The 23,696-nt window shown below is 70.8% G+C and carries 22 protein-coding genes; 7 read left to right on the forward strand and 15 right to left on the reverse strand.

The features are described from left to right. Window positions 1–101 precede the first annotated feature (101 nt). A complete protein-coding gene (locus QLQ12_RS34160) occupies window positions 102–1,208 on the forward strand; it encodes a phospholipase D-like domain-containing protein (RefSeq protein ID WP_282764881.1) in 1,107 nt (368 codons plus the stop codon). 137 nt (window positions 1,209–1,345) lie between these two features. On the opposite strand, the gene QLQ12_RS34165 is transcribed toward QLQ12_RS34160, so the two are convergent. From QLQ12_RS34165 to QLQ12_RS34210, 10 genes are all read right to left on the reverse strand, one after another. Then, window positions 1,346–4,042, reverse strand: coding sequence for a carbohydrate-binding protein (locus tag QLQ12_RS34165; RefSeq protein WP_282764883.1), 2,697 nt, complete (start codon window positions 4,040–4,042; stop codon window positions 1,346–1,348). A gap of 24 nt (window positions 4,043–4,066) precedes the next feature. After that, on the reverse strand, window positions 4,067–4,915 hold the full coding sequence (locus QLQ12_RS34170) for a carbohydrate ABC transporter permease (protein ID WP_282764884.1): 849 nt from the start codon (window positions 4,913–4,915) through the stop codon (window positions 4,067–4,069). After that, window positions 4,912–5,868, reverse strand: a complete 957-nt coding sequence (locus tag QLQ12_RS34175) for a carbohydrate ABC transporter permease (RefSeq protein WP_282764886.1) — start codon at window positions 5,866–5,868, stop codon at window positions 4,912–4,914. The genes QLQ12_RS34170 and QLQ12_RS34175 overlap by 4 nt, the downstream gene beginning before the upstream one ends. 85 nt (window positions 5,869–5,953) lie before the next feature. Next, complete coding sequence (locus tag QLQ12_RS34180) at window positions 5,954–7,261, reverse strand: ABC transporter substrate-binding protein (RefSeq protein WP_282764887.1); 1,308 nt, start codon at window positions 7,259–7,261, stop codon at window positions 5,954–5,956. A gap of 58 nt (window positions 7,262–7,319) precedes the next feature. Then, window positions 7,320–9,422 carry a glycoside hydrolase family 36 protein gene (locus tag QLQ12_RS34185; protein WP_282764888.1) on the reverse strand — a complete coding sequence of 701 codons (2,103 nt, stop codon included), beginning with the start codon at window positions 9,420–9,422 and terminating at the stop codon, window positions 7,320–7,322. 263 nt (window positions 9,423–9,685) lie between these two features. Continuing rightward, window positions 9,686–10,732 (reverse strand): LacI family DNA-binding transcriptional regulator, encoded by a 1,047-nt coding sequence (locus QLQ12_RS34190; protein WP_282765049.1) that lies wholly within the window; start codon window positions 10,730–10,732, stop codon window positions 9,686–9,688. 210 nt (window positions 10,733–10,942) lie between these two features. Beyond that, window positions 10,943–11,737, reverse strand: a complete 795-nt coding sequence (locus tag QLQ12_RS34195; protein WP_282764889.1) for a GNAT family N-acetyltransferase — start codon at window positions 11,735–11,737, stop codon at window positions 10,943–10,945. A gap of 213 nt (window positions 11,738–11,950) precedes the next feature. Beyond that, window positions 11,951–12,235 (reverse strand): hypothetical protein, encoded by a 285-nt coding sequence (locus tag QLQ12_RS34200; RefSeq protein WP_282764890.1) that lies wholly within the window; start codon window positions 12,233–12,235, stop codon window positions 11,951–11,953. A gap of 189 nt (window positions 12,236–12,424) precedes the next feature. Then, complete coding sequence (locus QLQ12_RS34205) at window positions 12,425–13,210, reverse strand: GNAT family N-acetyltransferase (protein ID WP_282764891.1); 786 nt, start codon at window positions 13,208–13,210, stop codon at window positions 12,425–12,427. A gap of 41 nt (window positions 13,211–13,251) precedes the next feature. Continuing rightward, complete coding sequence (locus QLQ12_RS34210; RefSeq protein WP_282764892.1) at window positions 13,252–13,896, reverse strand: GNAT family N-acetyltransferase; 645 nt, start codon at window positions 13,894–13,896, stop codon at window positions 13,252–13,254. Window positions 13,897–14,156: 260 nt separating this feature from the next. Here QLQ12_RS34210 and QLQ12_RS34215 point away from each other — a divergent pair, with 260 nt between their 5' ends. After that, window positions 14,157–14,642 carry a VOC family protein gene (locus QLQ12_RS34215; RefSeq protein ID WP_282764893.1) on the forward strand — a complete coding sequence of 162 codons (486 nt, stop codon included), beginning with the start codon at window positions 14,157–14,159 and terminating at the stop codon, window positions 14,640–14,642. A 62-nt stretch (window positions 14,643–14,704) separates the two neighbouring features. Here QLQ12_RS34215 and QLQ12_RS34220 read toward each other — a convergent pair whose 3' ends face one another. The 3 genes from QLQ12_RS34220 to QLQ12_RS34230 all read right to left on the reverse strand — a co-directional run bounded on the left by QLQ12_RS34220 (window position 14,705) and on the right by QLQ12_RS34230 (window position 17,411). After that, window positions 14,705–16,309: a flavin-containing monooxygenase gene (locus tag QLQ12_RS34220; RefSeq protein ID WP_282764894.1), complete on the reverse strand. Its 1,605-nt coding sequence runs from the start codon at window positions 16,307–16,309 to the stop codon at window positions 14,705–14,707. After that, entirely contained in the window at window positions 16,306–16,692 is a 387-nt protein-coding gene (locus tag QLQ12_RS34225; protein WP_282764895.1) for a hypothetical protein, read from the reverse strand. Before QLQ12_RS34225 ends, QLQ12_RS34220 begins: the two co-directional genes overlap by 4 nt. 236 nt (window positions 16,693–16,928) lie before the next feature. Then, complete coding sequence (locus tag QLQ12_RS34230; RefSeq protein ID WP_282764896.1) at window positions 16,929–17,411, reverse strand: hypothetical protein; 483 nt, start codon at window positions 17,409–17,411, stop codon at window positions 16,929–16,931. Window positions 17,412–17,601: 190 nt separating this feature from the next. Between QLQ12_RS34230 and QLQ12_RS34235 the strand changes: the two genes are divergently transcribed. The 4 genes from QLQ12_RS34235 (at window position 17,602) to QLQ12_RS34250 (ending at window position 20,404) form a co-directional block, all read left to right on the forward strand. Next, on the forward strand, window positions 17,602–17,937 hold the full coding sequence (locus tag QLQ12_RS34235; RefSeq protein ID WP_407651662.1) for a YnfA family protein: 336 nt from the start codon (window positions 17,602–17,604) through the stop codon (window positions 17,935–17,937). A gap of 150 nt (window positions 17,938–18,087) precedes the next feature. Continuing rightward, entirely contained in the window at window positions 18,088–18,672 is a 585-nt protein-coding gene (locus QLQ12_RS34240; RefSeq protein WP_282764899.1) for a TetR/AcrR family transcriptional regulator, read from the forward strand. Then, a complete protein-coding gene (locus tag QLQ12_RS34245) occupies window positions 18,669–18,908 on the forward strand; it encodes a hypothetical protein (protein ID WP_282764900.1) in 240 nt (79 codons plus the stop codon). Before QLQ12_RS34240 ends, QLQ12_RS34245 begins: the two co-directional genes overlap by 4 nt. Then, window positions 18,905–20,404, forward strand: coding sequence for an MFS transporter (locus QLQ12_RS34250; protein WP_282764901.1), 1,500 nt, complete (start codon window positions 18,905–18,907; stop codon window positions 20,402–20,404). The genes QLQ12_RS34245 and QLQ12_RS34250 overlap by 4 nt, the downstream gene beginning before the upstream one ends. A 103-nt stretch (window positions 20,405–20,507) precedes the next feature. Here the strand turns inward: QLQ12_RS34250 and QLQ12_RS34255 are convergent, their stop codons facing one another. After that, window positions 20,508–22,247 (reverse strand): hypothetical protein, encoded by a 1,740-nt coding sequence (locus tag QLQ12_RS34255; RefSeq protein WP_282764902.1) that lies wholly within the window; start codon window positions 22,245–22,247, stop codon window positions 20,508–20,510. Between the two features lie 156 nt (window positions 22,248–22,403). Here QLQ12_RS34255 and QLQ12_RS34260 point away from each other — a divergent pair, with 156 nt between their 5' ends. Further along, window positions 22,404–22,886: a hypothetical protein gene (locus QLQ12_RS34260; protein ID WP_282764903.1), complete on the forward strand. Its 483-nt coding sequence runs from the start codon at window positions 22,404–22,406 to the stop codon at window positions 22,884–22,886. A gap of 257 nt (window positions 22,887–23,143) precedes the next feature. Here QLQ12_RS34260 and QLQ12_RS34265 read toward each other — a convergent pair whose 3' ends face one another. Beyond that, a complete protein-coding gene (locus tag QLQ12_RS34265) occupies window positions 23,144–23,635 on the reverse strand; it encodes a GNAT family N-acetyltransferase (RefSeq protein WP_282764904.1) in 492 nt (163 codons plus the stop codon). Between the last annotated feature and the right edge of the window lie 61 nt (window positions 23,636–23,696).

The raw sequence follows: 23,696 nt of genomic DNA on the forward strand, positions 1-23,696 counted from the left end.
CGGCGGACGTGAAGATCGGTCATCGTGTCATTCTCGCTCGCCGGCCGGTTGCGGCCGTTCGTCCCATGCGCGGCCGCGCCCCGCGGGCAGACACTGGCGCTGTGGGTATCGACCTGGGAAGCGTCGAGTTCTACACCGGACCGCCCGTGCTCGGTGGCCCCGACGACCTCGACACCGTCATCCGCGACTTCATCGACGGCGCCACCACGACATTGTCGATCGCCGTGCAGGAGCTGGACTCCCGCCCGATCGCCGAAGCCCTCCTGGCCGCCAAACTCCGCAAGGTCCGCGTGCAGATCATCCTGGAGGGCGACTATCTGCGCGAGAGCCCGCCGCGGGCCGACCCGTGGGCGCTGACCGGCGACAACGAGGGCAACCGGATCATCCACGCCGCCCTGCTGCGGGCCGGCGTCGACCTGATCACCGACCTGAACCCGAAGATCTTCCACCAGAAGTTCATCGTCCGCGATCCCGGTCTCGACACCGCCGCGATCCTCACCGGTTCGACGAACTTCACCCGCACCGACACCGGCACCAACCCGCCGGACAACCCGGATAAGCCCGGCAACAACCTCAATCATCTGGTGATCCTCCGCGGCCGGACCGCCGCGAACCTCTACCTCGCCGAGTTCCAGCGCATGCGCACCGGCACCTTCGGCGCGTTGCAGGAACGGGTCACCTCCCGGCCCGCCGAGTTCCGCCTCGGGAAGATCAGGGTGAAGCCGATCTTCGCGCCGTACCACGGCCCCGAGATGGAGATCATGAAACAGATGCTGAAGGCGCGCGAACGCGTCGACTTCGCGATGTTCACGTTCGCCCAGTCCTCCGGCATCGACGACACCATGGAATGGCTGCTCAAGGCCGGCATCCCGATCCGTGGCGTCCTCGACCGCGGCCAGGGCTCGCAGAAGTGGGCGGCCACGAAGCGCCTCCAGGCGGCCGGCGCCGAACTCTTCGAGAACTCCTTCGGCAACGGCGTCCGCAAGGTCCACCACAAACTCATGATCATCGACCGGCGGCTGGTGGTCGCGGGCAGCTTCAACTTCACCGCTCCCGCCAACTCCCTCAACGACGAGAACATCGTCGTCCTCGGCGACCTCGAGGAGCCCGACCCCGCCGCCGAGACCGCCCAGCGCCGCCTTGCCGCCTACGCCCTGGCCGAGATCGACCGCATGGTCGCCGACCTCTCCCGCCCGATCCCCGTCTGAGACCTCCGTGCCCGGCCGGGCACGGAGGCCGCATCAGCAGAGCCTGATACGGCACTCCGGCCCAGCCGGGCTACGAGAGGTCCGGCCTGGTTACGAGAGGTGCTGTGCCGGGGCCTCGATGGGTCCGGCGATACGGGTCAGTGGTGCCGGGCCACGGTGGTCGGCCGGCCCAGGACGGCGGGAGCGATGACGACCTTGTCGATGTCCGGGGCGTAGGCCGTGGGGTTGCCGAACACCAGCGAGCCGCCGGTGGTCGTCAGGGTGACCGGGATGGTCCGCTCCAGGAAGCTGTCCCACGCGTAGGTGTAGCGGAAGTACCCGTACGCGCTGGCGCCGCCGGTCTCGGTGACTTCCAGCCGCCGGTCGATGACCTGCGGGTTGTAGTCGTGCCTGCCGCTGAGTTCGGCGTTCGCGTAGCTGACCGCGATGTCGTACGCGCCGGGCCGGTCGAAGCCGGGCCCCCGCGGGATCTCGAACGTGTTGCCGGCGCCGTTGCCGACGTGCCCGAGCGACTTGCCGCCGGAGGCGTTGCTGCCGGAGGCGGCCGGGTGAGTGGTGACCGCCGCGGCGCCGTGCCGGATGGTGTCCTCCGCCTCGATCGTGACGGCGGCGGCGTCGGCCGCGGCGACCCTGGTCGTGGTCAGCTGCTGGAGCAGGATGCCCTTCTTCGAGCGGATCTCGATCTCGTTGATGCCCTGGCTGAGGTGCAGGCGTGCGGTCGAGCGCCAGTCACCCGCGCGGGCCGCCGTGAGGGTGGCGATCGAGCGGCCGTTGACGGTGACGTCGATGTCGGTGCGGCCGTCGCTGCGGTAGTCGAAACTCACGTCGTGGTAGCCGGTCTCCCAGGCCTGCACGTACGCGTCGGCGCGCTCCCGGTCGCCGTGGATCTCGCCGTACCCGCGCACCTCGTCCTTGTCGTAGGTGACGCGTGCCTCGTTGGCGTACCGCAGTGTCGAGGCGGGGTAGACCGTGGGCTCGCCGTCGGTGACATCGGTCAGCAGGAACTTGTCGAGGGTGATGTCGGAGTTCGGCAGCACGGTCGTGCCGTCGAGGCTGGACCGCAGCGACAGGGTGTGACTGCCCGCGGTGAGCGGGATCGTCACCTCGGCGCTGCCGCGGTACTGCCACTTCTGGACCGGGGTGAGGGCCAGGTCGGCGGTGTACTGGACGATGGCCGGGTTCGCGTCGTCGACGAAGAGCGCGTGCCGTCCGGGGACTCCCGGCGCGCCGCCGATGACCTGGAACCGGTAACGGCCGGTGCGGGGCACGGTGACCGTCCACTCGGCCTTGGAGGCCGGGCGGTTGAACGAGCCGACGTCACGGCCTCCCGAGGCGAGGAACTTCCAGCCGCCGCCGGACTGCGGGTCCTGGTCGTAGGCGGTGGCCGCGGTGAGGCTGGTGGCCTCGGCTTCGACGGCGGCCGTCCACACGGCGCCGGCCACCAGGGTGCGGTCCTGCTCGGGTGTGATGATCACCTGGTAGGCGGCGTACCGGTCGTAGGTGGGAACGTCAAGGGTGATCGAGCCGCGGTCGAGCGACACGCCGTCGAGCACCTTGATCACAGGCGGCGCGCCGTGGACGCCCTCGGCCCCGGACAGGGTGATCTCGCGTACCTCGATGTCGACCCGTTCGCCGAAGGTCTTGCGGTCCAGCCCGGACAGGCGGAGGGAGACCGGCTTGCTGCCTCCGCCGTACAGGACGGTGGCCCGCTTGCTCAAGGCGTCGGCCGCGGCGATGCCCTGCAGGGAGTCGACGGTGTCGAGGGCGGGCGGTGTGACCGCGGTGGTACGGCTGCCCTCCAGGTCGCCGTACCACTTGAACATCCACCAGCCGGCGTTCGCGGCGTTCGCCCGGGCGCTGTTGTCGCTGAGGTTCCCGGCGTACGCCCAGTACGCGGTCTGCCCGTCGATCTTCAGGTCCTCCATGATGGAGAGCCATTGGACCAGTTGGCCCGGGGTGCCCATGTCCCGCAGCATCCCCCATTCGGTGATGTTGACGTGGATCGGCTTGATGCCCAGCTGCTTTTCCAGCTTGCGGTAGTCGGCGAAGTGGGAGCGGAACGTGCGCAGATTGTCGATGCCCAGCTCGTGCCAGATGAACACGTCGGGCAGGACGCGGTTCTTCTTGGCGTAGGCCAGGATGTCGGCGGAGCGTTCCGGCTGCCACCGGGTGTCGCCGGGGCCGCCGATGCGGGCGTGGCCGAGGCCGTGCCGCTGGTACACCTCCTGGATCTTGAGGTAGGTGGCTTTCCAGTCCGCCAGGAAGGTGTCCTTCTGGCCGGCCCAGTCGGCGTACCAGTTCCCGCCGTCGGGTTCGTTGAAGGGGATGAACACGTAGTCCTTGGGGCGCTCGGAGGTGGTGGCGACCGCCTCGGCCACGAACTCCACGACCTCCAGGTAGTCCCAAATCCCGTTCGGCTGGTTGGTGTACGTGCCGTCGGCCTGGTGGTAGGTGCGGGTGTCGCCGGGACGGCGGCCACCGTGGTACGACCAGTCCGGGTAGTAGTCCTGGACGTAGATGTACATGTCCCGGCCGTGTTTGTGGAAGAAGCCGTCCTCCACCTTGATCGCGTCGCCGCTCGGGTGCTGGGTGCCGAACGGCGCCTTCTGCGAGGTATTCGTGATGTGGGCGCCGTCGATCAGCGCCTGGGTGGGCGCGCCGTCGTCGCCGAAGCCGTACAGCGTGCCCGTCGCGCCGCCCCGGAACGTGCCGGTGCTCTTCGCGAAGTCGACGCTCAGCACGTCGGCCGTCGCCGCGGGGCCGGCGGCCGCGGGCACGGACAGGATTCCGGCCGTGAGCGTGATGCCCGCGGTCAGCAGGGTGAGTCTCTTCATCCAGTTCTCCCGATTCAAGTCGCCCTATTTGACGGCGCCGCTGGTGATGCCGGAGATGATCTTTCGTTGCGCGACCGCGAAGACCACGATCAGCGGAAGGCTCATGAGGATCACGTACGCGAAGATGAGGTGCCAGTTGTTGAGGTAGAGCCCCGCGCTGGCCACCCGGAACAGGTTGAGCGGCAGAGTGTCGAGGCGCCCGCCGACGACGAAGAACGCGTAGAAGACGTCGTTCCAGACGTAGAGGCAGATCAGGATGGTCGCGGTGGCCAGCACCGGCCGCAGCAGCGGCAGGACGACGCGCCGGAACACCAGCAGCGGGCCCGCGCCGTCGATCCGCGCCGCTTCCTCCAGCGAGACCGGAATGGTACGGACGAACCCGGTGACGAAGAAGACCACCGTGGACAGGTAGATGCCCATGTACACGCCGATCATCCCGACGGCCGTGCCGGCCAGGCCGAGCTGGCGCAGCAGTAGCACCACCGTGACGACGGCCGGAGGCAGGACGATGCCGCTGATGGCGATCGCGTACAGGAACGCCGTGAACCGGGTGGCGCGGCGCGCCAGCACCCAGGCGGCCATGGACCCGCAGACCAAGACCCCGGCGACGGTGGGTACGAGGATGAGCAGGCTGCCGAGGAAGGCGGCCGGGACCTTCGCGTCGGTCCAGATCTGGGTAAGGTTCTCCAGCAGGCGCCAGTCGGTGGGCGGGGACAGGTCGGGCTTGATGGCCTCGCTCTGGGACTTGCCGGCGGTCGCGACGACGAGCCAGAGCGGTATGCCGATCAGGGCGGCGACCAGCGCGGTGGCGACCACGGGCTGGAGCCGGGTCCAGATTCGCGCGTCGCTGAGGCCGTTCGGTGAGGCGTTCAAGACAGGACCTCCTCACGCTTGCGCAGCAGGTGGATGACGGGGAAGGCCATGAGCGCGACGAGCAGGAAAAGGATCAGGCTCATGGTGGTGGCCTGGGCGAACAGGCCCTGCCCGAAGGTGCGGTAGATGAAGATGTTGAGGATCTCGGTGGTACGGGCCGGGCCGCCGCCGGTGGTGGCCTGCACGATGTCGAACCCGTTCATCGAGCCGAGCAGCGCGGTCGCCACGTTGAAGGTGACCGCCGGCGCCAGCAGCGGCGACCGGATCGCCCAGAACGTCCGCCAGCGGGTCGCGCCGTCGATGCGGGCGGCCTCGATGACGTCATCCGGGATGGTCTTGAGCCCGGCCAGGTAGATGAGCATCGACAGGCCCATCCACTTCCAGGAGTGGATCAGCGCGACGACGACGATCGTCCAGGTGTTGTCGGCGAGCCAGCCGTAGTCGAAGGGCCGGCTCAGGACCGTACCGATCAGGGCGTTGAGGCCGCCGTCGGGTTTGAGCAGGGCCTGGAAGACGTAGCCGACGGCGAGCGCCGACATCAGCACCGGGATCAGGAAGAAGACCCGCGCGAGCCGGTTGAGCCGGGTGTCACGTTCGAGCAGCACCGCCAGAAGGAAGCCGAACAGGTTCTGGAACACGGCCACCAGGACCGCGTAGACGATCGTGATGCGCAGGGCGCGGAACAGCGTGCCGTTGGAGGCCAGGTCGGTGAAGTTGTCGAAACCGACCGGGTTGATCGCGGCCTTGAAGCCGGACCAGTCGGTGAAGGCGTAGATGAAGTTGAAGAGGGTGGGCAGGAAGAAGAACACGAGGAGGATGGCGAACGCGGGCGCGAGGAACCACAGCGGATGCGTGCGCCGGGTGATCGCCCTGGTGGCGCTGCGCCCGGCGCCCGCCGACGGCGGTCGCGGAAGGGTTCGGTCGGGCACCGGCGTGTCTACTGCCGTGGGCATCGGGCGCGGCTCCTTAGGTGGTGGCGTGCGGAGGTGCGGGAACGGTAAGAAGCGCACCCCTGCACGCCGGTCTGGACAGGCTTCGTCAGAAGCCGGTGGCCCCGGCGGCCTTGGCCAGCTGGGCGAACTGGTCCTGAGTCGCCTGCGCGACCTGCTCGGGCGTCATGGTCCCGGCGATCATGTCGGCCAGGTTGATGTACAGGTCGGGGTTGGCGACCGCCAGGGCCTGCATGGAACCGGCTGCCGCCGGCAGCGCCGCGTGCACGTCGAGCAGAGCCTGGGGGACACCCGGCGGGTTCGGCACCGCGCTCTGCAGCGACACCGTCTTGCGGTCGGTGACGAAGTCGGAGTAGCCGGGGCCCATCCAGTAGGCCAGCAGCTGCCGGGCCGCCGCCTCGCGTTTGGCGTCACCGGTCTTGAAGGCGACCAGGGCGTTGGACTGGTCGGGGATGAAGGTGCCGACGTTGCCGGACTCAGAGATCGGGAAGAACCCGACCTTGGAGTCCAGGGTCGCGGTGTCGGCCTTCGCCTGCAGCTGCCCGAAGAACGAGTTGACCTGCACCACCATGGCGGCCTTGCCGTCGAGCAGCGCGGCGCCCTGGTCCTCGAACTTGGCGGTCTTGATGTCGGCGTTGAACAGCCCCGCGTTGATCAGCTCCTGGTACTTCTTGATCGCGCCCAGCACGGCCGGGTCGGTGAACTTCTCCTTGCCGGTGTTGATCCGCTCCCAGAGACCCTTCTTGGCCTCGTCGGCGAGCAGCACCTGCACCCACCACTGGGTGGCCCACCGGTCGGCGCCCATCTCGTGGAACGGGGTGACGCCCTTGCCCTTGAGCTGCTGGGCGAGCGTCACCATCTCGTCGAAGTTCTTCGGGGCGGCCGTGACGCCGTTGGCCGCGAAGACCTCCTTGTTGTAGTAGACGCCCTCGACCGCGGGGCTGGTGACCAGCGCGGCGTACCGGGTGCCGTCGAGCAGGCCGGTGATGTCCCTCAGGTCCGGGGCGAGTTTCGGCAGCCACGGCGCGTCGGTGAGGGGCTGCAGGTTGGTCTTGGCGTTGATCGCGGTCAACATCGACGCGGTCGGCTGCCAGAAGGCGAGATCCGGCTTGTCGCCGGTGGCGACCTTGGTCTGGATGCTCTGCTCGTACGGGTCCGGGATGGTCACCACCTCGACGGTGGCGCCGGTCGCGGCCTGGAAGCCCTCGACGACCTTCTTCGGCACGGTGTTGCTGTTCTGGGCGGCCCAGATGGTCAGCTTGACGCCGTCGAGTTTCGTGGTGGGCTCCGGCCACGTGACCGTGGTGCCGGCGGACGTCTCGGCGGCGGGGTCGCTGCATGCCGCGAGGCCCAGGGTGAGCGCCGCCGCGACGGCGCCGCTGATCCATCGTCTCATCGTGTCGATCCTTTGCGTGTGAGCTTGCGGGGAGGGTGACCGGGCGGAACGGGCCTGGTCAGAGGCCGGGGGGTGAGGCGGCGACGCGGAAGATCCGCGCACCATACGGGTCGGAGGAGGTCGATGTCAGGGTCAGGTGACCCCTGGACTCGGCCCACGTGCTGGTCCAGGCCGGCAGGTGGCGTGGGTAGAGCACGTCGACGGTGATCTGCCGGCCGCGCAGGTGGGGCAGGGACAACGCGGTGGTCTCGCTGGCGCCTTCGCGCCGCCACACCCCGAGGTAGGTGACGTCCGGGCCGTGCAGCGCGAGGCTGAGCCACGCGTCGCTCCAGCCGGGAAGACCGAGCGGCCACACCGGTACGGCGCGCGCGAGGTCGGCGCGGACGGCCTGGTGGGCCTCGACGGCGTCGCGGACCGACCGCATCTGGCCGGCGCTCATCCCGTCCAGCCGCCCGGACAGGTAGAGGCGGCCGAGTATGCCCGTGCACATCGTGTAGGCGATGTCCTCGTCCGACATGTCGGGCTGCGGGTACGCCCAGCTCGCGGACTGTTCGGGCAGCACCGACAGGGGCGCCGCCACCGCGATCGGCGGGTACTTCCGGTAGTCCTGCTGGTCGCTGGTGGACTGCAACTGCATGCGGGACAGCAGAGCGTAGTCCGCCCGCATGCCGCCCGACGCGCAGTTCTCCAGGATGAGGCCGGGGTGGCGCTCGTGCAGCCGGTCCAGCCAGGCGAGATGAGCCCGGTTGTGCTTGAGCAGGCCGGCGCCGACGCTGCCGGTGTCGAGGTCGGTGCCCGCGCCGGGGTCGATGTTGTAGTCGAGCTTGAAGTAGCCGACGCCGAGTTGCTCCACCAGCCGGTCGACCACCTCGTCCAGGTGGGCCACGGCGGCGGGGTGGCGTAGATCGAGGTGGTAGCGGTCGTGCTCGACCAGGCGGACGCCGCCGCGCTGCAGGAACGCCTCCGGGGGCAGTTTGTCGGCCAGCGGACTGCGTACCCCGATGACCTCGGGTTCGAGCCACAGACCGGGGAGCATCCCGCGGTCCCGGATGTGTGCGAGGACCTCCTCGATGCCGCGGGGGAAGCGGGTCTGCGACGGCTGCCACTCGCCGACGCTGTCCCACCAGGTGCTGTCGTTGTCGTACCAGCCGGCGTCGATGCAGAACACCTCGGCGCCGGCGTCGCCGGCGGCGTCGACCAGCGGCAGGAGCTTCGCCGTGGTGGGGTCGCCCATAAGGGTGTTCATGTAGTCGTTGAAGACCACCGGCAGCGTCGCCCGGTCACGGTGCGGGCGCGCGAGCGCACGCCGGTGCCCCGTCAGCGCGGCGACGGCGCCGTCCAGGCCGTCGGAGGAGACGGCGACCGACACCGGCACGGTCGTGAAGGACTCGCCGGGGAGCAGCCGCTGGTTCCACTGGTGATCGATGTCGGTCGGGCCCAGCAACGCGAGGTACGCGCCGTCGACCCGTTCGCCGATCTCCCAGCGCCACGCCCCGTTGTGCTCGACCTGCCACAGCCACGCGTCGCCGGCGTGACGGTCGACGATCCCGCCGGTCGGTAGGTGTGTCCCGGTGGACCAGCAGCCCTGGCTGACGACCGCGAACCGGCCGCGGCCGTCTTGCCCGTGCAGCGGGAGGGCGAGATCGGGAGTGATGCGGTCGCGCAGCGGGCGGCGGGTCCACCGGCCTTCGCCGAGCCACTCGCTGTCCCCCCGGAGGAGATCCAGGTCCGCCACCGGGTGGCCGGGCAGCCCGGCGGCGAACGAGGTCACGCCGAGCAGCAGCACCGGTTCCGGACCTTGGTTGACCACCCGGGTACGCACCTGGACGGCGCTCACTCCCTCGGCCGACCGGAACAGGGTCCGCGTGGCCAGGCCGGTCTGCTCGTCGCGCAGATCGACGCGCAGTTCGCGCCATGCTCCGTCCCGGCTCTGCTCACTGCCGGCGTAGACCATCCGCCGGCCGATGGTGGTCTCCGAGAAGCGGCTGGAGACCCGCGCCCGGCCCGCGCCGGCGGTCAGCAGTTCCACCATCGGCTGTGTCGCCCGGATCGGGCCCTGCGCCGGGGCGGTGGAGAGCGAACGCACGCCGACCGGGCCATCCGCCGAGATGTCGATGGCCAGCTGCAACGCCGTGTGTCCCCACACCAGCCTGGTGTCCACTGCTGACTCCTGTTCGTTGGTGCCTGACGCCGGCCGCCGAGGGCCGGCTGATCGGTGGTGACGATCCGCCGGGTGAAGGTGAGCTCCGGACGGATGCGAGATCGAGGTGGTGCCTGCCGGTGGACACCGCCGATGGCGTGCGGGCGCTGAGGATCGCGGGGATGGGGCGCCACATGTGACCGGTCACGTGCGGCGTGAAAGGAGTGTGACCGGTCACACGGCAGACCGAAAGGGGGCGTTACGCTTTTGTTACCAGTCGATGTCTACCCGCGGCTCGGCGGAGCGCTCGACTCTCGCACGACCAGGCGCGGAGCCTCCGGCGCGGCGCCGGGCCGCGGGTCGCCGCCCGGTTCGTCGAGGAGCGCGGCGAGACAGGCCCGGCCCAGCCCGACGAAGTCCATGCGGACCGTCGTGAGCGCGGGCGTCCAGTACGCCACGCCGGGCACGTCGTCGAACCCCACGACGCTCACGTCCCCGGGAACATCGCGCCCGGCCTCGTACAGCGCCCGGCGCACCGCCAGTGCGGCGTCGTCGTTGCCACAGAGAACGGCGGTGACGTCGCGGTCCGCGGCCAGCCGACGGCCCGCCGTGTACGCCGAGCCGGGTGACCAGTCCACCGGCAGGATCTCGGGAACGGCGACCCCGGCGCTTTCGAGGGCGTCACGCCAGCCCACCTGGCGGGCGCTCCGGCCGGTCTCGGACGGGATGGCGACATGGTGGACCGTGCGATGTCCCAGGGACAACAGGTGCCGGGTGGCGTCGGCCGCCGCCTGCCGCTCATCTAGGAAGATCATCGTTCGCTCGCAGCCCGGGATCCCGCCCGCCTCGGTCGCCGCGACCGCGGACACCCCCGCCGGCAACTCCCGCAGGACCTGCGCTCCGGCGGCGTCGAACGCGATCACCACGACGCCGCCGGCGCCCTGGTCGCTGACGTGCTCGACGGTCTGCCGGACATCGGCGGGCCGGTCCGACTCGACCACCCGGACGCCGACCGCCATGCCGGTCTGCCGCGCCGCCTCCTCGATGCCCCGCAGTGTGCTGGCATAGCCGTACAGCATGGTGTCCGAGGTCACCACCGTGACGGCGTTCGCCCGCCCGAGGCCCAGCGCCCGGGCCGCCCGATTCGGGCGGTACCCCAGGCGGTCGATGGCGTCGAGCACCAGCCGCCGGGTGTCCGGGCGGACCCGGGGCGACTCGTTGAGCACCCGGGAGACTGTCTGATAGGAGACGCCCGCCGTGGCCGCCACATCACGAATGCTCGGGACGGCCTCGCGCTGACGCCGGTCCAGCCGGCCGGAAGACGGTCGCATCACGTGCACAGCATGATCCGCGGCAACGCACAGGTCAAAAGTGTATTTCCACTCCCATAGGGGTCATAACGGCGGGTCTGCATTGATCGCGGCCGGGCCCCGCGCCGGGCCGTCACCGCCCCGGACGGGTTACGGCATCGGCATCGGGCGACCGGCCCTGGACGCCGGTCGTCGCTCCGGTCGTCGCGCGGGCCCTTGCCGGCGACGGGCTCATCGGAGCACCAGTTCCAGGTTGCTGCTCGCACGCCGGGCGCCGACGCCTTCGAACAGGGCGATCGCCGCGTGGTTGGACTGGTTCACGTCCGCGGACGCCGTCGTGATCCCGCGCCGGTGTGCCGCGCCGAGCACCTCGGCCAGCAGCGCCCGGGCGATCCCCCGGCGGTGCAGGCCGGCCCGGACCGCGATCAGGCCGATCCGTGGCTGCCGGGGCAGCGGCGCCACCCGTGCCAGTCCCACGTACTGCCCGGACCGGACCGCCACCGCATACCTCGACGGGTCCAGCAGCGAGGAGCCGTCCGGGAGCGCCGGCACCTCCGCCGGCATGTTCTGCCAGCCCAGCGTGGCCTCGACCTCGTCGCGGATGAGGCGGTCCAGCAGGCGCAGCGGGCCCTCCTCGGCCTCGCCGGGCGCCAGCAGCGTCACGCCCGGCGGCGGCACCGGGCCGAGACCGGTGAGCCGGGGATCGGTGGGCACGACGAACTCCCACTCACGGCGCCGGGGCCCGAAGCCGATGAGCTCCCACCGGGACAGCAGGTCCACGTCGGCCTCGTCGACGACGGTGTAGAGCGGTTTCGGCAGGGCCGCCAGCATCGCGCCGGCCAGCTGGTCGAAGACGGCGCCGTGCCACGCGTCGACGCTGAGGAAACGCCGGCCGTCGGGCCTGCGCAGAACCTCGCCGCGGCCGACCACCCGGTCGGGGCCCAGAGCGTGCCAGTGCCGGTCGGAGACCCGCGTGACCACAGCGGTGTTCTCGTCCACGGCCGAGGACGGATAAGCAGAATCCATGAGGTGTCACCTTTTCCGGAGCGCCTTGTCGAGAGGCTCCCGGCGACACCTACGTCAATCGCCGGCCGTGACGGCGAGGGGAGCACCCATCAATACCACGATCACGGGACTCACCTCCTGCATCAGCGCCACAGCCGACGGCAGTTTATCGGCCCTCCACGGTGTCGTCCCAGCGATTTACCCGACAGGACGACGTCTGAGGGCTGCCGGTGGTCAGGCCACCAGCGCCCAGCGGTGCGTGCGGCGGCTCCGGCGTGGGGGGTAACGCAGGACGACCAGGTCGAGTGCCCACCGCATGCGCGGCACCGCACACTCGGGATGGTCACCGAACTCGGCGGCCACGTCGGCGGCGCAACCACGGACACCGCCGTGAGTGCGGACCGCGGCACGGATGGCTTCCTCGACGACCTCGAACTCAGGCCGGCTGCCGGTGGCCAGACCGGTGGTGAACAGCGCCTCCGCGCGGGCGGCGGTCAGGGCGGGGGTCTCGGTGGTCATGATGTCTCCTCCTTCGCGCGACGAACTCGACGGATATCGGGATGAGCGACGTCCTCGGTAGTGAAGACAGGTCGGCGGCCGCCGACTCATCGCTGACGCTATGCCTGGGGTACGACAACTTTCTTCTCTGACAGGGTGAACGTCGCGCGCAAGCGCATGGTTCAACCGGGCCGCCGGCGTGTGGCGAGGTCAACGAGCCGGGGCGGGGAACTGGTAGGGGACGGTGACGGTCAGGGCGGTGAAGCCGAGGCGCTCCAGGATCGGGCGGCTCTGGCTGGAGGCGTCCACCTGCAGGTACTCGTAGCCGAGGTCGGCGGCGATGCGGGCGCGGTGCGCGACCAGGGCCCGGTAGACGCCCTTGCCCCGCCAGGCCCGCACCGTGCCGCCGCCCCACAGGCTCGCGAACGCGGTGCCGGGGGAGAGCTCCAGACGGGCCGCGCACACCGGTTCGTCGCCGGCCATCGCGACGATCAGGCGCACGTTCGCCGGGTCCTCGGTGAGCTGGTCCAGCAGGCGGTGCCGCTGGCCGGGGGACGGCGCGCCGAACGCCTGCTCGCTGACGTCGACCATCAGGTCGACGCCGGCCGCGTCGGTGACCTCGTCGAACCGCACGCCGGCGGGCGGCTTCACGTCGAGGGCCAGCTCGCTGATCGCAGCCACCATCAGCGTCTCCTCGTCCTCCGGTGCGAAGCCGGCCTCGCGAAGCCGGTCACCGAGGTCGGCGGGCTGGTCGTGGCCGTACAGTTTCCACTCGAAACCCAGCCCCAGCGAGGTGAAGTGACGCACCTGCTCGGCGATCTCCGCATCGGCCGTGCCGGCGTCCAGACCGGACCACACGACGGCGCTCCAGTCCTCGGGGGCGCCGGTCTGACGGACGATCGTGTCGCTGCGATCGACGCGCGCCGACGAGCCTTCGAGCCGGAACTCACGGCGCATCTGACGGTCGAACAGTGCGAGTACCTCTTGTTGCTCCACGGGTGCAGCCCAGCACCTCGATGCCGCCGCCGGCAACGTATTTACGCCGCCGGCGGTGGCATCAGGAGGGCCTCGGAGCCGACCGGGCGGTAACCGGCGGCCTGGAAGGCGCGGACGCTGCGGGCGTTGCCGGGCGACTGCTGGGACCAGAGCGGGCCCGGCGCGAGGTGGCGGGCGGCGACGGCCAGGGTGCGGCCCAGGCCGCGGTGGCGGGACCGCTCGTCGACCTCGACGGCGACCTCCCAGCGGCCGGCCACGCCACGGCCGAGGACGATCACCCCGCCGTCGGCGGACCATAGGCGCACACCGGAGCGCCGGCGCCGGGAGCTCGCGGCCCGCGAATGGTCCGGATCCAGGATCTCGCGCAGCTCGACGGGCGGCGGGCCGGGCAGCGGCGACGCGACGGTGAGCAGGTCGATCGTGTCGGTGCGGCGGCCGGTGCGGTCGAGCAGGGCGGTCAGGAAACGCGGGTGCATGGCGGCGGCGAGCGGGTCGCAGCCGGTGGCCGCCAGGGTGGCGTGCACCCAGTCGGGGTCCTCGTCGATGAACACCACCGCATGGGCGGTGAACGCGAGCACGCCGGCGTCGCGGTGGGCCGCCTGGGCGACCACGGTGGTGCGGCCGTCCGGCGGCGGGAAGATCCCGTCGGCCGCGGCCGTGAGAATCTCCTCCAGTGTCTGCCCCATGCGGTCGGGCCTCCCTTGTCGGCGAGCGGATCGACGGTGAACGCGAACGTGGCGAGCGGATCGACGGTATGTCACCCCGGCCGCCGGGAGACGGGCCGGGTGCGGGTGTGCGCGGGCCCGGGAGCCGCGCAGCAGCCCGGCGGCCGCGCGGCGGCCTCGCCCCGCGCCCACCTCGCGGGGATGCCACGGTGCCCGCGGTAGCCGTACGAAATCGTGAATTGCGGTCGGGAAGTGACCGCAAGCTCTTCTAGCCTCGAATCATGACGGAGAGTTTGAGTGTTGTCCCGGAGGGCTATCACACCGTGACGCCGTGGATCATCTCGGCGGGGAACACCGCGGCGGTGATCGATTTTCTCGTCGAGGTGTTCGACGGCGCCGATCTCGGGCGGATGGAGACCGACGGCGTCATCGGGCATGCCGAGGTCCGCATCGGTGACTCGGTGGTGATGCTCTTCGACAAGCCGGAGTGGGCGCGCACCCCGTCGTTCCTGCGGCTCTACGTGGCCGACGACGCGGCCGTGCTGGCCCGGGCGGTGAAGCGCGGCTCCCGGGTGGTGACGGAGCCGACCGAGTTGTTCTGGGGTGACCGGGTGAGCCGGTTCTCCGATCCGTTCGGCAATCTGTGGTGGATCCACCAGCGGGTCGCCGCGCCGGTGGGGGAGGAACTGGACCGGCGGCTGCGTGATCCGGAGTTCGTGGCGAACATGGACTATGTGCAGGGCGCCGACTTCTCACCGCGCGGGTAGTGGCGCGTATCGAAATTCTGACACCGGCGCGCCGCCGGAGTGGCCCGGCGGCGCGCCGGACGTCAGCGCAGCACCTCGTCCATGTGGCCGTCGGCCCGCCAGGTGCGCAGCAGCTCGTGGAAGGCGACCGGGCCGGGCCCGTACATGAAGTTCACCGGCCGCGGGTTGCCCTCCCCGTTGTAGTAGCCGGGGGTGCACTCCGACTGGAAGGCGAAGTTCTTCGGCGCGGTCCGGAAGATCGTCGCCGCCCAGTCCTCCTCGGCCTCGGCCGTCGGCTCGATCCAGCGGGCGCCGCGATTCTCGGCCTCGCCGACGAGCGCGCCGATGTGGGTGGCCTGCTCCTGCAGCACGTGGACGAAGTTGACGGCGGCCGCGTTCTGCAGCGATCCGAGGTGGAACAGGTTCGGGAAGCCGTGACTGTAGAAGCCGTGCAGGGTGCGCGGGCCGTTGCGCCAGTGCCCGAGCAGCGGCATCCCACCGCGGCCGGCGACCGGCAGGGTGCCGGACAGCACACCGGAGATGCCGACCTCGAAGCCGGTGGCGAAGATGACGCAGTCCACCTCGTACTCCTGCTCGCCCACCACGACCGAGGAGGCGGTCATCCGGGTGATGCCGCCGTGGTCGGCGGTGTCGACGAGCGTGACGGCGGGCCGGTTGAACGTCTCCAGGTAGAAGTCGCTGAACGTGGGCCGCTTGCACATGTACCGGTACCAGGGCTTGAGGATCTCCGCGACGGCGCGGTCCTGGACGACCGCGTCGATCCGTTCCCGGATCTCGTCCATCTTGCGGAAGTCGGCCATCTCGTCGAGGTCCTCGGCGCAGATGTTGGTGTCGACGCTGCCGGTGAGCATCTGCCGCTGCAGTTTGGCGGTCGAGGTCCAGCGGTCGTCGATCATGTCGACGTCGGCGTGACCGCCGGTGACGATGGTCAGGAAGTTCTCCATCCGCTCCCGCTGCCAGCCCGGCTGGAGCGACGCCGCCCATCGCGGATCGATGGGCCGGTTGTCGCGGACGTCCACCGAGGACGGGGTCCGCTGGAAGACGTACAGATGCTCGGCGTCCCGGGCCAGGTGCGGGATGACCTGGACGCCGGTCGCGCCGGTGCCGACCACCGCCACCTTCCTGCCGGCCAGCTTCTCCAGGCCGCCGGTCTGGTCACCGCCGGTGTATCCGTAGTCCCAGCGGCTGGTGTGGAAGGTGTGCCCCCGATAGTCCTCGATGCCGGGGATGCCGGGGAGCTTCGGCTGGGTCAGCGTGCCGGAGGAGATCACCACGTAGCGTGACCGGAAGTGGTCACCGCGGTCGGTGGTCACCCGCCATTCGGCGTTCTCCTCGTCCCAGGTCAGCCCGGTCACCCGGGTGTGGAACATGGTGTCGGAGTAGAGGTCGAACTTGCGGGCGATGGCGATCGCGTGCTGCCGGATCTCCTCGCCCGGGGCGTACCGCCACTGCGGGACGTACCCGACCTCCTCCAGCAGGGGGAGGTAGACGGTCGACTCGATGTCGCAGTGGATGCCGGGGTAGCGGTTCCAGTACCAGGTGCCGCCGAAGTCGCCGCCCTCGTCGATCATGCGGATCTGCTGGACGCCGGCCTCCCGCAGCCGCGCGCCGGTGAGGAGCCCGCCGAAACCGCCGCCGATCACCACCGCCTCGACCCGGTCGGTCACCGGCTCGCGTTCGACCCGCTCGGTGTACGGATCCTTGGCGTAGTAGCCGAACTCGCCGGCGGCCCGCCGGTATTGGGTAGCGCCGTCCGGACGGATGCGGCGGTCACGTTCCAGCCGGTAACGTCGGTGACCGGTGCGCGAAGAAGACCCACGATCGCGTCGATGAGGCCGGCCGCGGTCGCCTCCCACGCCGGAGCGGCGGCACGTTCACGCTGCGCGCAGAAGTGCACCATCAGGGTGTAGGTCATGTGGGTGCGCTCCTGGCGCACCGCCTCGGGCAGGTCCGGAAGGCACCGCTGCAGCCCGTCGATGACCGCGTTCATCATCGCCGCGTCCCGGAACTCATCGGCGGCCAGCTCCAGCAGGCTCGGCTCAGTGATCAACTGCGCCGGCCGCCGCGAGGATCATGGCCCGGGTCTGCTCCACCTGCTCGGTCCGGGGCCGCCGCCCGCCGGTGACGGCTACTGATCGGGGGCTCATCGTCGAACTCCGAGGGGGTCCATGCTCGTGCTGGCACCGCCAGGATAGGGGAAACCGGCCGCGGCCCACGGCGGCCAGGCGGCCGCCGAGGGCCGTGCACCCGGTGTGACGATGGTGGCGACGTGCCCCGGGCAACCGGTCAGCAGTAGCCGGACGGGCACTCCCCGCTGGCCAGCAACTCGTACTGGCGGCACTTCGAGCACCGCGGCGGATCCGGCCGCACCGGCGGCTTCGGCTTCGCGGTGCTGGCCCGGGTCGCTTTCACCGCGGTGGTCTTCGGCGCCGCCGCGGCCCGGGTCTTGCGGACCGGCGCCGGCGGGCCCGCGGCACGCATGGCGACCGCCTCGACCGCGGCGTCGAGCAGCGCGTCGTAGTTCTCGTCGATCAGCTCGGCCTGCACCGACACGAAGCAGTCCGGATCATCCGGATCCCGCACATACGCGCCGGGCATGCTGAGCGCGACCTCGTTCGCCCGGTCCTGGGCGACGGCGACGTCCACCCCGCCCGGGTGGATGTGCACCGCGATCCCGCTGCCGCCCTTGGGGCGCACCTGCAACGTCTTTCCCACCGTCTTCACGTCGGTGTTCGCCCTGCTGCGCAGTTCCAGCAGCAGACGCGCCACCGACGGAGCTGCCCCGACCCCAGCGGATTCCGTTCCGTACTCGTCCATCCGACCTCCGCTCCGACGCGACCACGTGGCCCTCTATCCGTATCGACACTTTCGTGCCGACCGTGAGAGCCTGTGTCACCCTACGACGCCTCTGCGTGCCAACTCTCATCCCCCTCGTGAGCGGCTAGGGTTGCCGATCGTGATGATCGCGCGCTCCCTGCTCCTGTTCGGCCTGGCCGCGGTCGCCGAGATCGGTGGGGCCTGGCTGATCTGGCAGGGCTGGCGGGAGAACCGCGGCCTCTGGTGGATCGCCGCCGGGGTGATCGCCCTCGGGGCGTACGGCTTCGTCGCCACCCTCCAGCCCGACCCCCACTTCGGCCGGATCCTGGCCGCGTACGGCGGAATCTTCGTCGCCGGTTCACTCCTCTGGGGCGTGGTGCTGGACGGGTTCCGCCCCGACCGGTGGGACCTGATCGGCGCCGGCCTCTGCCTGATCGGCGTCGCCGTGATCATGTACGCGCCCCGCGACGCCGCCTGAGACATCCACCGATCGGTGGTCCCGGCCCCCTGACGGCGCCCCGCCGGCACTCCCGGCCCGCCGTCCGTTACACGCTGTAACCATGACCGTTCAGCGGTGACGGGCCGCCTTCTCGTCGCGACCCGTTCTGTACCTACTAGTATGTACGCCATGGGTCAGACGCGTGAGGCACTCATCGAGGCGACGAAGCACCTGTTGGCCGAGGACGGCTATGGCAGTACCAGTCCGCGCGACATCCTGGCGCGCAGCGGCGCGGGGCAGGGCAGCCTGTATCACCACTTCCGCGGCAAGAGCGACCTCGCCGCCGCCGCCCTGCACGAGGTCAGCGCAGAAATGCGCACGGCGGTCGACGACCGCCTCGACGCCGCAGCGGATCCGGTGGTCGCGGTGCTGGACTGGTTGCAGGCCCCACGTGACGCGTTGCGGGGCTGCCGGTTGGGGCGCCTGGCCGCCGAACCGGCGATTGGCGAGGCGGTGATCGCCGCGCCGATCGCGGCGTACTTCCACCACGTACAGGGGCGGTTGGCTGCCCGGCTGGGCGAGGCCGCCGCAGCCGGCCGGCTGACCGACGGCATGGACCCCGGCGAGGTAGCGGCAAGCCTGGTCGCCGTGGTGCAGGGCGGCTACGTACTGGCGCGTGCCACCGACGACCCAGCGGCGATGCGCCGCGCCCAGGCCGGCGCCGCCGCGCTGCTGCGCGCCTGCTGCCGCCCCGTCGAAGGCGACAACCGATGATGATCACCACCGTGGACGCGGTGTTCGGCCGTGATGCCCGCTCGGTGTTGCCGCGGACTCGCCGGGAGGGCCCGGACGGTGGTGTTCGCCGGCGTGAGCGCGGGGGGTTCACCGTCGGCACCACCACGGTCGACCTGTCGATCCGCACCCGCCGGGTCTTCGCTCACCAGGCCGGCATCGGCTGGCGCCAGGTGCACCACCAGGCCGTCGCATCAGCCGCGGCGACCGGGCGGTGACGCGCACCGCGCCGTTCGCGGGTGCGGCGGTGGTGGGTGCGCGGTGGCAGCCGGCGGCGTTGGCGTTGTCCACCGTCGGGTGGGGCGCGAACTCCTTCACCCCGCTGCTGGGGGCCTACCACCGCGACGCCGGGCTGTCGGCCACCGCGGGTGCGGTGCTGTTCGGGGTGTACGCCGTCGGACTGATCCCCGCCCTGCTGTGGGCCGGGCCGGCCGGCGACCGCCACGGTCATCGGCGCATCGTCATCGCGTTCGTCGCCGTGTCCGGGCTCGCGACCATCATGGTCATGGCCGGCGGGCACACGCCGGTGGTGCTGGCCGCGGGCCGGTTGCTGACCGGCGTGGCCGCCGGCGCGGTCTTCGCCACGGCCACCGCCTGGGTCACCGGCCTGTCGGCCGACGCCGGTCTGGCCGCCCGGCGGGTCAGCATAGCGCTGTCCGCCGGTTTCGGCGCCGGCCCGCTGGCCGCGGCGTTGGTGGCGACCTGGACATCCGCCCCGCTGGTCACCGCCTACCTGCCGCACTTGGCGCTGATCGTCGTCACGCTGACCTGGCTGTCCACCACCAGGCACCCCGGCACACCACCGCAGCGGCCACCGCCCACGCCGCGGCGACACCGGCTGCCCGCGATCCTTGACAGCCGGGCGTTTCGCGTCACGGTCGTGCCCATGGCGCCGTGGGTGTTCGGCTGCGCCACCACCGCCTTCGCCGCCCTACCCGCCCGGACCACGCCGCTCAGTGTCCTGGGCGCCGGGCTGGTTACCGCCGTCACCCTGGGCGCCGGCACCGCAGCACAGATGCTGGCCCGACGCCTGGACCCGAGCGCGGCCGCGCTGACCGGCCTGGGCTGCGCGGTGGCCGGGCTGACCGTCGCCGCCACCACGGTCACCGGATCGGTCTTCGTCGCCGCAGTCGCGTTGGGCGCGGCGTACGGGCTGTGCCTCAACGCCGGTCTGCGCACCACCGAACAGCTCAGCGACCCGGCACACCGCGGCGCGGGCACCGCGATGTTCCTCGCCCTGACCTACCTCGGCTTCGCCGCCCCCTGGCTGCTGATCACCGCCAGCACCATCGTGACACCCACAGCCGCCCTGCTGGGAGCCGCTGCCCTGGCCGCCGCCACCGCCGCCTGGCTACGCACCCATCACCGCCACCCCGACCAGCCCACCACCCCCGCGCCGACCCCTAAGGACCCGCCCATGGCCGCGTTGCTGATCCTCAACTACGACGTCACCGACCCCGACGCCCTCAATGCCTACCGCACCGCGGCCGGGCCCCTGCTCAGCGCCGCCGCCGAACGCATCGCCCTCACCACCGACACCATCGACCTGGCCGAAGCCGGCCCCGCCGGCACCCACACCGTCATCTGGCGGTTCCCCTCGGTCGCGGCCGCTCACGCCTTTTACCACGGCAGCGCCTACCAGAGCGTGCTCGCCGACCGGCTCGCCGCCACCACCGCGAAGGCCGCCATGATCGTCGAAACCGTGGCCGACTAACACTTCCGGACAACCGGACCGTGCGGCCGGGCCAGCTCGCCGTCGGTGCCGAAGGGTCGACCGGGCGGGTGACGACGATCGACCTGATCCCTCCTCGGAGGATTCAGCGCCGCCCGTACCGTTTCGGGCCGTCGATCTTCCGTGCCGTCCGCACCCCGGCTTCGACGGCCTTGACGAAGCGGGCCTGGTCACCGCCCGTCTCGACGAATCCCACGTACACGTCGCCGTAGGCCACCACGGCGGAGTAGATACGCGTCGTGAAGTCGTGCGGAGACTCGGTCACCGACACCACCCCCGCCGAGGCGTCACCGAGAGCCGGCAGTGGCAGGCGGGTGTTGGTCCGCCATTGGTACATCTGGCTCACGTCCGGGCATGTCGTGGGAATCGCCGCGGTGCGCGCGACGGCCTCCCGGGCCGAGGCGGACCCGGCCGCGACGATGACGATCGTGAGTTGAGTGCCGCCCCGGTGTGTGAACGTCCGTGAGGCGATCGTGGCGTCGTCCGGGAATGCGGCCGGCAGGAAGTCGCACGGGCTGAAACGGCCGAGCTCATCGTCGTCGGGGGCGACGGTGTAGCCCGCGGGGAGGTCCGCCGCGGCGGGCAGGCCGCGCTCCAGTTCCACGGACGTGTAGTACTCGCCGGCGGGGGGAGGCGACGTGGCGGGCGCCGAGAGTCCCCAGGCGTGGAGCCGCTGCCGTTCCGGGCTGTCGGGGTAGTAGACGTCGAAGACCTTGGACAGCCAGCCTTTCTCGATGATCTTCTCGATCTCGGGGATGCCGGTGAGGTCGGGCGTCGTCGCCAGGATCTGCGTGAACACGTCGCGGTAGACGAAGATCGCCCGGGCCCGTACCGGCAGCCCGGGGTAGACGATGCCGGCCCGGGTGGTGAGATCGGTGGAGGGAAGCCGCAGTTCGGTGTCCGTCCCACAGGTCCCCTGCCGCGAGGAGATGGCCCCGATCAGGTCGACGGCCCTCTCGGCGGTCCCGACCGCCACCCGGATGGTCGGCCCGCCGCTGCCCTTGGTGAAGGTGCGATGCACGAAGGTCGCCGGAGTGCCGTAGTCGACCGGGGTCCCGTCGCACTTGGTCTCGGTGAAGAAGTCCCGGGTGTTCTCCACGGAGTCGTCGGCCGGTCGATAGCCGGCCGGGAGGTCCGCGGTGGTCATCAGCGCCCGCTCCAGATCCGTCGCGGAGGGCGGATCGTCGACCTTGTCGGCCGTCCTCGTCCCCGCCTTCACGACCTCGATGAATCGGGCCTGGTCGCCATCCGTCTCCACGAAGCCCACGTAGACGTCGCCCAGGGCTACGACGGCCGAGTATCGGCGCTGCGGGGGATGGTGCGGGGACTCGGTCACCGAGATCATCCCGGCCGAGGCGTCGCCGAGCGAGGGCACCGGCAGGGGCGAGTTCCGCCTGATGTCGTCGATGTCGGTGACGGTCGGACAGGTCCGCGGGACCGCCGCGGTTGACGCGACGGTCTCCCGGGCCGAGGTGGATCCCGACGCGACGATGTCGATCGTCAGCCGGGCCCCGCTCCGGTGCGCGTACGTCCGCGAGACGACCGTGGTGTTGTTCGGGAAGTCGCTCGGCATGAAGGAGCACGGGTTGGAGGTGGCGAACCCCACGTCCGTGCTGCCGTCGGCGACGGTGTATCCCGCGGGCAGGTCCGCCACGGCGGGCAGGCCCCGCTCCATCTCGCTGGATGTGAAGTAGTCGTCGCCGAGGGGCGGCGACGCGGCCGGCGCCGGAACCCCCCGGGCGACGTCCCCGCCGACGGCCGTGCCCGCCGCGGCGGTCGTCAGCAGAGCCACAGCCGCGCAGGCCAGCACCCTCATTCGCCTCATCGGCCCAAGGTAGGCGGGCCCTCGTCAGGGGATCCGCCGATTCGCCGGAAAGCCCCCGTCAGCGGTTGTGCCGTAGAGCGCCGGCGTGCCGCGTTCGACGCTCCAGCGCGGTGGCGTGACGCTCCGCCTGGTCTCCGCGGCCGTAGGCTGCCCGGCATGGCATCGTTTACCGCGGCGGAGACCGAGCGGCAGTGGGACTACGAACTGCTCTCCGACGGCGCGGTCACCGGCTTCCGCAGCGAGGAGATGCTCGACCATGTGATCGCCGAGCTGACGAAACTCGGGTACGGCATCGCCGAGGTCACCGGCGGGACCGGGGCCACGATGTTGCTGGAACTGCTCGAACCCATCCCGGCACACTACGACTACGCGGTCGGCAACCTCGGCGCGACGATGGGCGCGCTCCGCCATCTCGACCTCAGCGGGCGTACGGGTTGGGCGCTCGTCATCCGCCGCTTCGACGAGACGTTCGCGGCTGATCCGGAGTGGGCTCGCGGCCTGTGCGACGTGGTGACGCGTGCGTCGTATGAGCACCTGCTGATGGGCGACCGGTTCCTGATGCTGGTGCAGAGCCCGGTCGAGCTGCCGATCGGCGTGCTCGGCGGGGAGAAGCCGACCTGGTTCACCGGCCGGCCTTGAGGCGGTGGATCCCGCGCCGCGAAGTGACGCCGCCGCGCAGGATCCCCGGCCGAGGTCCTCGCCCCGATGCCCGCATCGCTGGGCACTCCAGGGCCACATCGCCAGTAGTGGTCAGCGGTCAGTGCAGGTGCTGTCGGAGTCGGTGTTGTCGCCCAGGTCGACGATCCGGGCCTAGACGGCTCGGCAGTCGGCGGGCCCCTGTCGGCTGGTGTTGCCGGTGAACCTGCGGGACGTGACATTCGCGCCCGGCAGGCTTTTCAGCCGACGATCTTTTCCATGACGTCTTCGCGGCCCGCTTCCTCGGACACTACGTCCGCCGGGGCTTCGGCGCCGACGAAGCCACAACGCTGGTAGAGCCTTTCGGCGGCCTCGTTGCCTCGCATGACGGACAGCCGGAGAACCTTGGCCTGCCGCTGTCCGGCCCATTGCTCGACCGCTTGGACCAAGCGATCCCCGACGCCGCGGCCCCGAGCCGTCGGACTGACCCACATCGAGAACAACTCGACAACGCCTGGCTCATCGACAGGCACACCGCTGGCCATTCCCACCGGCTGATCGTCAAGCAGGGCGACGACGTTGTACGAACCGGGCAGCTCCAGCCGGTCGCGCCAGCGCTCGGCCCGGTCGTTCTCGCCCTGCCAGTCCGCCAAGCGCGAACCGAACGCGTACGGCGCCTCGGCCAGGGCCGCAAGCCGTAACGTTCGCCAGATCTGCCAATCGTCAGGGCTGAGCACACGTAGTTCGATCACGCCGCGTGATCCTGCCGCACTGTCGCTCCACCTGCCATCGCATTTCGTCGATCGACCGCGC

The organism is Actinoplanes sandaracinus (assembly GCF_030009775.1).
GTDB classification, from domain to species: Bacteria; Actinomycetota; Actinomycetes; order Mycobacteriales; family Micromonosporaceae; genus Actinoplanes; species Actinoplanes sandaracinus.

Bases quoted from the DNA above. Each gene is read 5' to 3' on its own strand.
- QLQ12_RS34165 (WP_282764883.1), bottom strand. From the start codon at position 4,042: ATGAAGAGACTCACCCTGCTGACCGCGGGCATCACGCTCACGGCCGGA.
- QLQ12_RS34175 (WP_282764886.1), bottom strand. From the start codon at position 5,868: ATGCCCACGGCAGTAGACACGCCGGTGCCCGACCGAACCCTTCCGCGA.
- QLQ12_RS34180 (WP_282764887.1), bottom strand. From the start codon at position 7,261: ATGAGACGATGGATCAGCGGCGCCGTCGCGGCGGCGCTCACCCTGGGC.
- QLQ12_RS34190 (WP_282765049.1), bottom strand. From the start codon at position 10,732: ATGCGACCGTCTTCCGGCCGGCTGGACCGGCGTCAGCGCGAGGCCGTC.
- QLQ12_RS34195 (WP_282764889.1), bottom strand. From the start codon at position 11,737: ATGGATTCTGCTTATCCGTCCTCGGCCGTGGACGAGAACACCGCTGTG.
- QLQ12_RS34200 (WP_282764890.1), bottom strand. From the start codon at position 12,235: ATGACCACCGAGACCCCCGCCCTGACCGCCGCCCGCGCGGAGGCGCTG.
- QLQ12_RS34210 (WP_282764892.1), bottom strand. From the start codon at position 13,896: ATGGGGCAGACACTGGAGGAGATTCTCACGGCCGCGGCCGACGGGATC.
- QLQ12_RS34215 (WP_282764893.1), top strand. From the start codon at position 14,157: ATGACGGAGAGTTTGAGTGTTGTCCCGGAGGGCTATCACACCGTGACG.
- QLQ12_RS34235 (WP_407651662.1), top strand. From the start codon at position 17,602: ATGATCGCGCGCTCCCTGCTCCTGTTCGGCCTGGCCGCGGTCGCCGAG.
- QLQ12_RS34240 (WP_282764899.1), top strand. From the start codon at position 18,088: ATGGGTCAGACGCGTGAGGCACTCATCGAGGCGACGAAGCACCTGTTG.
- QLQ12_RS34245 (WP_282764900.1), top strand. From the start codon at position 18,669: ATGATGATCACCACCGTGGACGCGGTGTTCGGCCGTGATGCCCGCTCG.
- QLQ12_RS34255 (WP_282764902.1), bottom strand. From the start codon at position 22,247: ATGAGGCGAATGAGGGTGCTGGCCTGCGCGGCTGTGGCTCTGCTGACG.
- QLQ12_RS34260 (WP_282764903.1), top strand. From the start codon at position 22,404: ATGGCATCGTTTACCGCGGCGGAGACCGAGCGGCAGTGGGACTACGAA.